Source organism: Terriglobia bacterium, from assembly GCA_020073205.1.
In the GTDB taxonomy this organism is placed as follows: Bacteria; Acidobacteriota; Polarisedimenticolia; order Polarisedimenticolales; family JAIQFR01; genus JAIQFR01.
In genome coordinates, this window is record JAIQFR010000140.1 from 1 (window position 1) to 8,936 (window position 8,936).

At 69.0% G+C, this 8,936-nt stretch carries 4 protein-coding genes; all 4 read right to left on the reverse strand.

The genetic code is table 11. The features are described from left to right. Positions 1 to 316: hypothetical protein (locus LAO51_18715; protein MBZ5640774.1), on the reverse strand; the 316-nt coding region annotated here is incomplete at its 3' end. A 236-nt stretch (positions 317 to 552) separates the two neighbouring features. After that, complete coding sequence (locus LAO51_18720; protein ID MBZ5640775.1) at positions 553 to 1,962, reverse strand: O-antigen ligase family protein; 1,410 nt, start codon at positions 1,960 to 1,962, stop codon at positions 553 to 555. Positions 1,963 to 2,013: 51 nt separating this feature from the next. Beyond that, positions 2,014 to 4,317 carry a polysaccharide biosynthesis tyrosine autokinase gene (locus tag LAO51_18725; protein ID MBZ5640776.1) on the reverse strand — a complete coding sequence of 768 codons (2,304 nt, stop codon included), beginning with the start codon at positions 4,315 to 4,317 and terminating at the stop codon, positions 2,014 to 2,016. 266 nt (positions 4,318 to 4,583) lie between these two features. Then, positions 4,584 to 8,936, reverse strand: a 4,353-nt coding sequence (locus LAO51_18730; GenBank protein ID MBZ5640777.1) for an FG-GAP-like repeat-containing protein, incomplete at its 5' end; no start/stop codon positions are given.

Here is an 8,936-nt window from a genome sequence, read left to right on the forward strand (position 1 = left end):
CGCGGGGCTCCCCGAGCGACTCCCGCCCGATCGCGAGCGGCACGCCGGTCAGTCCCATGTGCCGGTCGGTCGACCAGCAGGAGCCTGCCCTCAGGCTTTTCATCACGAACAGGCCGACGGCATCGGTCAGGGTGAGACGCCGGTCCGGGAACCTCCGCAGCAGCTCCGTCCCGCCGCGGATCTCAGGCGTACCCACCCCGATCACCCGGAGCGGCTCCATCGTCTCGATCATCGCGAGGAACTGCAGGGCGCGGGTCGTGTCGTGGCGCCTCAGGAACCAGCCCTGTCCCTCCGCGACCACGAGCGAGGTCGTCACGAGGCGGGGAGGGTCCGAGAAGAGGCGCCGGAAGAGCGCGTGGTGGGTGTCCTACCGGTCGGCGAACGCCACGAGCGCCGACGTGTCGACGTACGCCTCAGTCCTGGCCGCCATAGACGACCCCGTCGATGTGGTGCGCGGCGAGGAGATTGTCGCGTCGAACGGCGGGCCGTCCATCCGGACGAACAAAGCGTGTTGCTTCGCGGGAAACCGCGATCGGCCGCTCCTGCGCCCGGCTATCGGCGGTGCGCCAGGACGGTCCCGCCGGCGGGGGCATCGGACGTCGAGCGACAGACCGCCATGGGGACCGTAACCGCGAGCAGGAGCGCGATCGCAGGCATGCGCAGGGAGAAATCCGCCAAGCTGTAGACCGCGATGGCCACGATCGACGCGGACGCGGCCGCGCGGACGAGGTCGCTTTCGCCTCGGCCGGGCTCCCCGCGCGAGCGCCACCCGAGCGCCAGGAGGAGCAGGACCGCCGCGGCCCCGAGGGCCAAAGGGCCGCCGTCGGTGAGCGCCTCGATCCAGTCGTTGTGGGCGTGGTCCCAGCCGCCCACCACGGCGGGAGGCCTGTAGGTCTCGAACGCGCTCTCGAACGTTCCGAGACCAGTGCCGGCGACCCAGTGGCCCGGGACCATCGTGAGCGACGCCCGCCACACCGGCACGCGGCCGCTCAGGGTCGCAAGATCGCTCCGCTCGGAGACGAAGCGCTCGCCGGGTGCCCGCACCTGCTGCCACATGAGCAGGGTCGTCGGGACGAGCAGCGCGGCGGCCAGCAGCCAGGCCCGGGAGCGGCGGAGCGTCACGCGGTACGCCAGGAACGCGGTGCCGACCAGCGCGACCGCAAGGCCGCCCCGGGAGTACGAGAGGATCACGCCGACCCAGATCGCCGCGGCCGCCGCCCCGCCCAGGAGCAGGCGCCCGCTGCCGGCCTCGCCGATGCCGAGCAGGCGCTCGCGGATCGAGCGGGTCTTCGGCAGCCTCCGGGCGCCGTCGAGCATCAGGCCCAGCGCGAAGGGGAGGGTCATGGCGAGGTAGCCGGCGAAGTGGTTGCGGTTGATGAAGGTCCCGCTGGCCTCGTCCGCGTAGTACTTCTTCGCGTAGGCGAAGATGTGCTGGTGCCCGGTCAGGTACTCCGCGGAGCCGTAGATTGCCTGGAACGTCCCGGAGGCGGCGATCGCCCAGGCCACCTGCCGCAGGTGGCCGCGGGTCCGGAACGCGGTGGCCGCGGCGAGGCCGAGCAGGACGTAGGCCGCCAGGCGAAGCAGGGCGTCCGTCGTCGCGGAGGGCTCGAGGCTGATGGGTGACCACGATCCCGCCAGCTCCGGCACGACGGCCGCGATCCGGGAGCGCGCGTCGGCGGTGGGCGCCGAGAGGAGCCGCAGAAGAACGGCCGGGAGAGGGAGGAGCTGCACCATGCCGACACCGATCAGGAGCGCCGCCGGCAGGAGCATCCGCCGCGCCCCGGGGGCCAGCCCGTCCGGGTCGTGGGCCATGACGAGGAGCGCCCCGAGCGCAAGCAGCGCGGCCGCGACCTCGAGGGTCAGGACCGCCCACGGCTCGACGCTGCCGAAGGGGAGCGGCGCCAGGACGAGGAGCGCGAGGAGCGTCCATCGGAGGCACGAGCGAGCGGTGTCGAGGGTCATCGGATGGGAGCCCACCGGGGGACCCGTCGCGGGCTCTCGAGGCCGATCGGCTTACGCCTGCCCGGCGCGCTGCCGCCCGCGCCGCCAGCGGGAGACCGCCGTCTTCGACTCCCCACGGTCCTCCTCGGCGTAGTGCCGGTAGTACTTGTACCGGTAGTAGTGGTAGTAGCCGCCGGACTCCTGGACCGCGTTCAGGACCGCCCCGATCACGCGCCCACGGGCCTGACGGAGGCGGCCCGTCGCCTGCGCGAGCGACGTTCGCGAAGTCTTCCCGGCGCGCACGACCATGACGGTCGCCTCCATCCGGGAGGACAGGATCACGCCGTCGGCCACCTGGATCGAGGGGGGGGAGTCCATGATCACGTGCTCGAACCGCCCCTCTTCGATCAGCTTCTCCACGAGCAGCTCGAGCCGGGAGGCGCCCAGGAGCTCGCTCGGGTTGGGAGGGATCGGGCCGCTGGTGATCGCCAGGAGGTTCGGCACCTCCGTGTCCTGGATCAGCTCCGCGGGGCGGGCGTTCCCGCTCAGGTAGCTCGAGAGGCCGGCGGCGTTCGAGAGGTTCAGCATCCGGTGCAGCCGAGGCCTCCTGAGGTCGGCGTCCACGATCAGCACCCGGCGTCCGAGCTGGGTGAGCACGATGGCGAGGTTGAGGGCGACCGTGGACTTGCCGTCCCCCGGCTCGCTGGACGTGATCACGATCGTGCGCGGCGGGCGGTCCGCGGAGGCCAGGAGGAGGGAGGTCCGGAGGTTCTTGAACGCCTCCGCGAAGGCCGATCGCGGGTCCCGGTGGCTCTCGAGGTCGACGGCGGGGGGAGCGTGGGCGCTCTTCTCTCCGCCGTCCGCGACGACCCGGAGCGGCTGGAACAGCGGGACGTAGCCGAGGGCGGGGAGCGATGCGGTCCGCTGCAGGTCCTGCTCGGTCTTGACCGTGTTGTCGAGGTGGTCGAGGAGGAACGCCATGCCGACGCCGAGGCCGAGGCCGAACACCACCGAGAGGACGAGGTTCAGGAGCTTCTTGGGGCGGACGGGGGATCGCGGCGGCTCCGCGCGGTCGACGACCCTCACGTTGCTCGCCCGGGTGTCGGCGAGCCGCTCCGAGGTCGCGGTCTGGCTCTTCCGGGCGACGAGGTCGGAGAGGACCTTGCGGCGCGTCTCGATCTCGGTCTTGAGGCTCGCGTACTCGATGGCGTCCCGGTTCACGCGCTGGACCTCGATCTTCTGCGTGCCGAACTGCCGCTCGAGGCCGGCGACCTCGCCACGGACCCGGTCGTAGTCCGCCTTGGCGACGTCCCTCACCTGACTCGCGATGTTGTCGGACTCGATGCGCAGGCGGTCGCGGGCGATGTCCAGCTCCTGCTGGAGCTGCTGGAGGGGCGGCCAGTCCGGCTTGAACCGCTCCGACATCTGGCTGTGCCGGCGCTCGACCTCGGCGTACTGCTGCCTCAGGTTCGAGATGAGCGGGGAGTTCAGGACCTCCGGGAGCGACTCGGGGGGGATGCCCTTGACCGCTCGGTATCGCGCCTCGGCCAGGGCGAGCCGGCCCTGGGCGTCCACGTATCGGGTGCTGATGTCCGAGAGGGCCTGCTGGCTGATGTCCCGCGTGCCGTCGCTGACCGACAGGATCTCCTTCAGCTGGCCGTACTCCTGGAGCTTCCGCTCGAGATCCGCGATCTCCTGCTGGAGGCGCGCGACCTCCTTGGTCAGGAACTCTGTGGCCTGGCCCGTGGTGCTGGAGCGGGCGTCGAAATTGAACTGCTGGTAGGCGTCCGCCACCGCGTTCGCGACGTCCGCCGCGAGAACTCGGTCGCGGTCGGTGAAGGCGATCTTCACGAGCCGGCTGTTGCGGATGGGCTGGATGGAGAGGCTCTTCGTGATGAAGGTCAGCGCCGGGCGTAGCGGATCGCCGCCGGAGGCGGGGTTCGAGACGGTGGAGCGCACCGCGTCGCTCATCCTCTGGATCGGGGACTTCCTCCTCGCGACGAACTCGGGGCGGTTCGGGAGGTCGAGCCGCTCGACGGCGAGCCTCATCACGGTCCGGCTCTGCAGGATCTTGTACTGGGTCTGGTAGAAGTCCTGGTAGGCGTTGTACGCGGAGTCCACGCTGACGATGTCCTTGAAGCCGAGGATCTCGGGTCCCTGTCGCTCGATCTGGAGCGTCGTGACCGCCTCGTACTCGCGGGTCGCGAACACCGAGTAGAGCACCGCCGCGGCCACGAAGATGCCGAGGCACGCGAGGATGACCGCCCGCCGCTGGACCAGGATCCGCCAGTAGTCCAGGAGGTGGATCGGCTCTTCCTGGCTGTCCTGGGACGCGGATCCCTGATGCCCGTCCGCGCCGTCGATGGGATCGCTCATCTCGCCTCCGGCTCCTTCCGCCCGACGGGGATCCACACCCCACCCCTACCGCCTCGACGGGCTGCGGCCGGGCGTCGTCGCGAAAGTCGGCCCAGTATTGCGAGGAACGTCAATCGAGTCAAGGAGTCGGCGCGCAACTGTCCTGCGCCGCCCCCGGCCACGGAGGACGTGCCGCCTGTTCCGGCGCTACCCCCAGGTCCGCAACGAGTCGCCGCCGGGACGTACCCCTCGTCGGGCGACCCGTCGCGGTTGTCGTCGATGACGATTCATTTGCCGTCCGACGGCCCGGGATGCATCGCGGGATCAGCGTCATCCGATCTCCGGCCCAGAGCCACGTGACCCGCGGGCGTCGCGTACGCCTGCACCGTCACCGCGGGTTCCCCGTACCCGTCGCCAACGACCTCTTTGCAGAACATCTCCAGGAGTTCCTCGCGTCCCTGGATCTGCCAGCCCGACGACGGAGGCTCTGTCGGCATCCACGCCCAGCCCGACACATGGGTGCCGTTCATCAACCACGCTCCCACCTGACCGGTCGTGGCGTTCCGCCAGACGACCTCGGAGCCGCCATCCCCGGTAAGGTCCACGACAGCCTGGATTTGCCATCCGCTCGACAGCGGCTCCGTGGGCATCCAAGCCCAACTCGCGACGGTCGATCCATTCATGAGCCAGGCCCCCACCTGGCCGGTCGTGGTGTTTCGCCAAAGTACGTCGCTGTTGCCGTCGGCGTTGAAATCGCCGACCCCTTGGATCTGCCATCCGCTCGTCGGCGGTTCCCTCGGCATCCAGACCCAGTGGTCAATGACCACTCCGTTCATGAGCCACGCTCCGACCTGGCCGGTCGTGGAGTTGCGCCAGAGCACGTCAGGTTTGCCGTCGGCGTTGAAATCGCCGACCCCTTGGATCTGCCATCCGCTCGTCGGCGGCTCTGTCGGCATCGACGCCGTGCTGGCGATGGTCGAGCCGTTCATGAGCCAGGCCCGCACCTGGCCGGTCGAGGCGACACGCCACAGTACATCGGAGCTGCCGTTGCCGTCGAAGTCGCCGACCCCTTGAATCTGCCAGTCGCTCGACGGCGCAGTACCCAGCGAGGACTCGCCGATCTTCACCGTTCCGTTCATGCGCCACGTCTTGACCTCATCGGTCGTGGCGTTGCGCCAGAGGATGTCAGGATGCCCATCCCCGTTGAAATCCGAGAGAACGCCACAGGAAGACGCCGGGGGATGCACGGCGAGATTCCAGTCGTTGCAGTCCCCGCCCGCCGCCACGTATCCCGCGGGCGCAGTGCACGTCTGCACCGTCACCGCGGGGTTCCCGTACCCGTCGCCGTCCACGTCCCGGTAGAACGTCGTCAGGACGCCGTTGTCCACCACCCCGTCGCAGTCGTTGTCGATCCCGTCGCACACCTCCGGCGTCGGCGTCCCCGGCACGCAGCTGTCGTGCACCACGCCGCCCACGCAGCTCGTCACGCCCGTGCTGGCGCATACCGCCACTCCACAGCTCGTCGCCTGCGGAACGTATCCCTCGTCGGTCGACCCGTTGCAGTCGTCGTCGATCCCGTTGCAGTTTGCGTCCGAGGCCCCGGGATGCACTGCGGGATTCGCGTCGTTGCAGTCCCCGACCACCGCGACGTACCCCGCGGGCGCGGCGTAAGCCTGCACCGTCACCGCGGGGTTCCCGTAGCCGTCGCCGTCCGCGTCCCGGTAGAACGTCACCAGGGGGCCGTGCGGTCCCTGGATCTGCCAGCCCGAGGAGGGAGGCTCGGTCGGCATCCACGCCCAGCCCGTGACATGCGTCCCGTTCATCAGCCAGGCTCCCACCTGACCGGTCGTGACATTCCGCCAGACAACCTCGGAGCCGCCATCCCCATTGAGGTCCACGACCGTCCGGATCTGCCACCCGCTCGACGGAGGCTCCGTGGGCATCCAAGCCCAGCTGGCGATGGCCGATCCATTCATGAGCCAGGCCCCCACCTGGCCGGTCGTGGCGTTGCGCCAAAGTACGTCGCTGTTGCCGTCGGCGTTGAAGTCGCCGACGCCCTGGATCTGCCATCCGCTCGTCGGCGGCTCCGTCGGCATCCAGACCCAGTGGTCAATGACCACTCCGTTCATGAGCCACGCGCCCACCTGGCCGGTCGTGGTGTTGCGCCAGAGCACGTCAGGTTTGCCGTCGGCGTTGAAATCGCCGACCCCTTGGATCTGCCATCCGCTCGTTGGTCGCTCTGTCGGCATCGACGCCGTGCTGACGATGGTCGAACCATTCATGAGCCAGGCTCGCACCTGGCCGGTGGTGGTGTTGCGCCACAGCAAGTCGGAGCTGCCGTTGCCATCGAAGTCGCCGACCCCCTGGATTTGCCATCCGCTCGACGGCGGCTCCGTGGGCATCGAGATCCAGCCAATATGCACGGCCCCGTTCATTCGCCATGCTCCAATCTGACCGGTCGTGGCGTTCCGCCACAGGATGTCCGGGTGTCCATTCCCATCGAAGTCCGCGAGAACGCCACAAGTAAACCCCGGGGGATGCACGGCGGGATTCCAGTCGTTGCAGTCCCCACCCACGGCCACATACCCCTCGGGCGCCGTGCACGCCTGCACCGTCACTCCCGAGTTCCCGAACCCGTCACCGTCCGCGTCGCGGTAGTACGTCACGAGCACTCCACCCGCCGGGTTGGAGCAAACTCCCGTCGCTGGATCGCACACTCCAGCGTCGTGGCACTGATCGAGAGGAGTGCAGACCACCGGGTTGGAGCCCACGCAGGCACCCGCTTGGCAGGTATCGCTTTGCGTGCAGGCATTGGCGTCGCTGCAAGGCCAGCCGTTCGCTCTCGCCGGGTTGGTGCAGATCCCTGTTCCCGTGTCGCAGACACCGGCTTCGTGGCACTGGTCGAGCGGCGTGCAGCTCACCGGGTTGGAGCCGATGCAGACGCCGGTCTGGCAGGTATCGGTCTGCGTGCAGGCGTTGCCGTCGTTGCACGCCGAGTCGTTCGGCTTGTCGGGGTTCGAGCAAATCCCAGTGCCCGTGTCGCAGACACCGACCTCGTGGCACTGATCGAGCGCGGTGCAGTTGACCGAGTTGGAGCCGATGCAGACGCCGGTCTGGCAGGTATCGGTCTGCGTGCAGGCGTTCCCATCGTTGCAAGACGAGTCGTTCGGCTTGTCGGGGTTCGAGCAAATCCCAGTGCCCGTGTCGCAGACGCCGGCCTCGTGGCACTGGTCGAGCGCGGTGCACACCACGGGGTTCGAGCCGACGCAGACGCCAGTCTGGCAGGTATCGGTCTGGGTGCAGGCGTTCCCATCGTTGCAGGCCGAGTCGTTCGGCTTCTCGGGGTTCGAGCAGATGCCCGTGCCGGTGTCACAGACGCCGGCTTCGTGGCACTGGTCGAGCGGCGTGCAGCTCACCGGGTTGGAGCCGACGCAGACGCCAGTCTGGCAAGTGTCCGTCTGAGTGCAGGCGTTGCCGTCGTTGCACGCCGAGTCGTTCGGCTTCTCGGGGTTGGAGCAGATGCCCGTGCCGGTGTCACAGACGCCGGCTTCGTGGCACTGATCGAGCGCGGTACAAACCACGGGGTTCGACCCGACGCAGACGCCCGTCTGGCAAGTGTCGGTCTGCGTGCAGGCGTTGCCGTCGTTGCAGGCCGAGTCGTTCGGCTTGGCGGGGTTGGTGCAGATGCCCGTCCCCGTGTCGCAAACGCCCGCGTCGTGGCACTGATCCAGAGCGGTGCAGACGACCGGGTTCGAACCCACGCAGACGCCGGTCTGGCAGGTATCGGTCTGGGTGCAGGCGTTCCCATCGTTGCACGCCGAGTCGTTCGGCTTGGCGGGGTTCGAGCAGATGCCCGTGCCGGTGTCACAGACGCCGGCCTCGTGGCACTGGTCGAGCGCGGTGCACACCACGGGGTTGGACCCGACGCAGACGCCGGTCTGGCAGGTATCGGTCTGGGTGCAGGCGTTCCCATCGTTGCAGGCCGAGTCGTTCGGCTTGTCTGGGTTCGAGCAGATGCCCGTGCCGGTGTCACAGACGCCGGCTTCGTGGCACTGGTCGAGCGCGGTGCACACCACGGGGTTCGACCCGACGCAGACGCCGGTCTGGCAGGTATCGGTCTGGGTGCAGGCGTTCCCATCGTTGCAGGCCGAGTCGTTCGGCTTCTCCGGGTTCGAGCAGATGCCTGTCCCGGTGTCGCAGACGCCGGCCTCGTGGCACTGGTCGAGCGCGGTGCACACCACGGGGTTCGAGCCCACGCAGACGCCGGTCTGGCAGGTATCGGTCTGCGTGCAGGCGTTGCCGTCGTTGCAGGCCGAGTCGTTCGGCTTGGCGGGGTTCGAGCAAATCCCAGTGCCCGTGTCGCAGACACCGACCTCGTGGCACTGATCGAGCGCGGTGCAGACGACCGGGTTCGAGCCGACGCAAACGCCGGTCTGGCAGGTATCGGTCTGCGTGCACGCGTTCCCGTCGTTGCAGGTCGAGTCGTTTGGCTTGTCCGGGTTGGTGCAGATGCCCGTCCCCGGATCGCAGATTCCCGCTTCGTGGCACTGGTCGAGCGCGGTGCAGACGACCGGGTTCGAGCCCACGCAGACGCCGGTCTGGCAGGTATCGGTCTGCGTGCAGGCGTTGCCGTCGTTGCA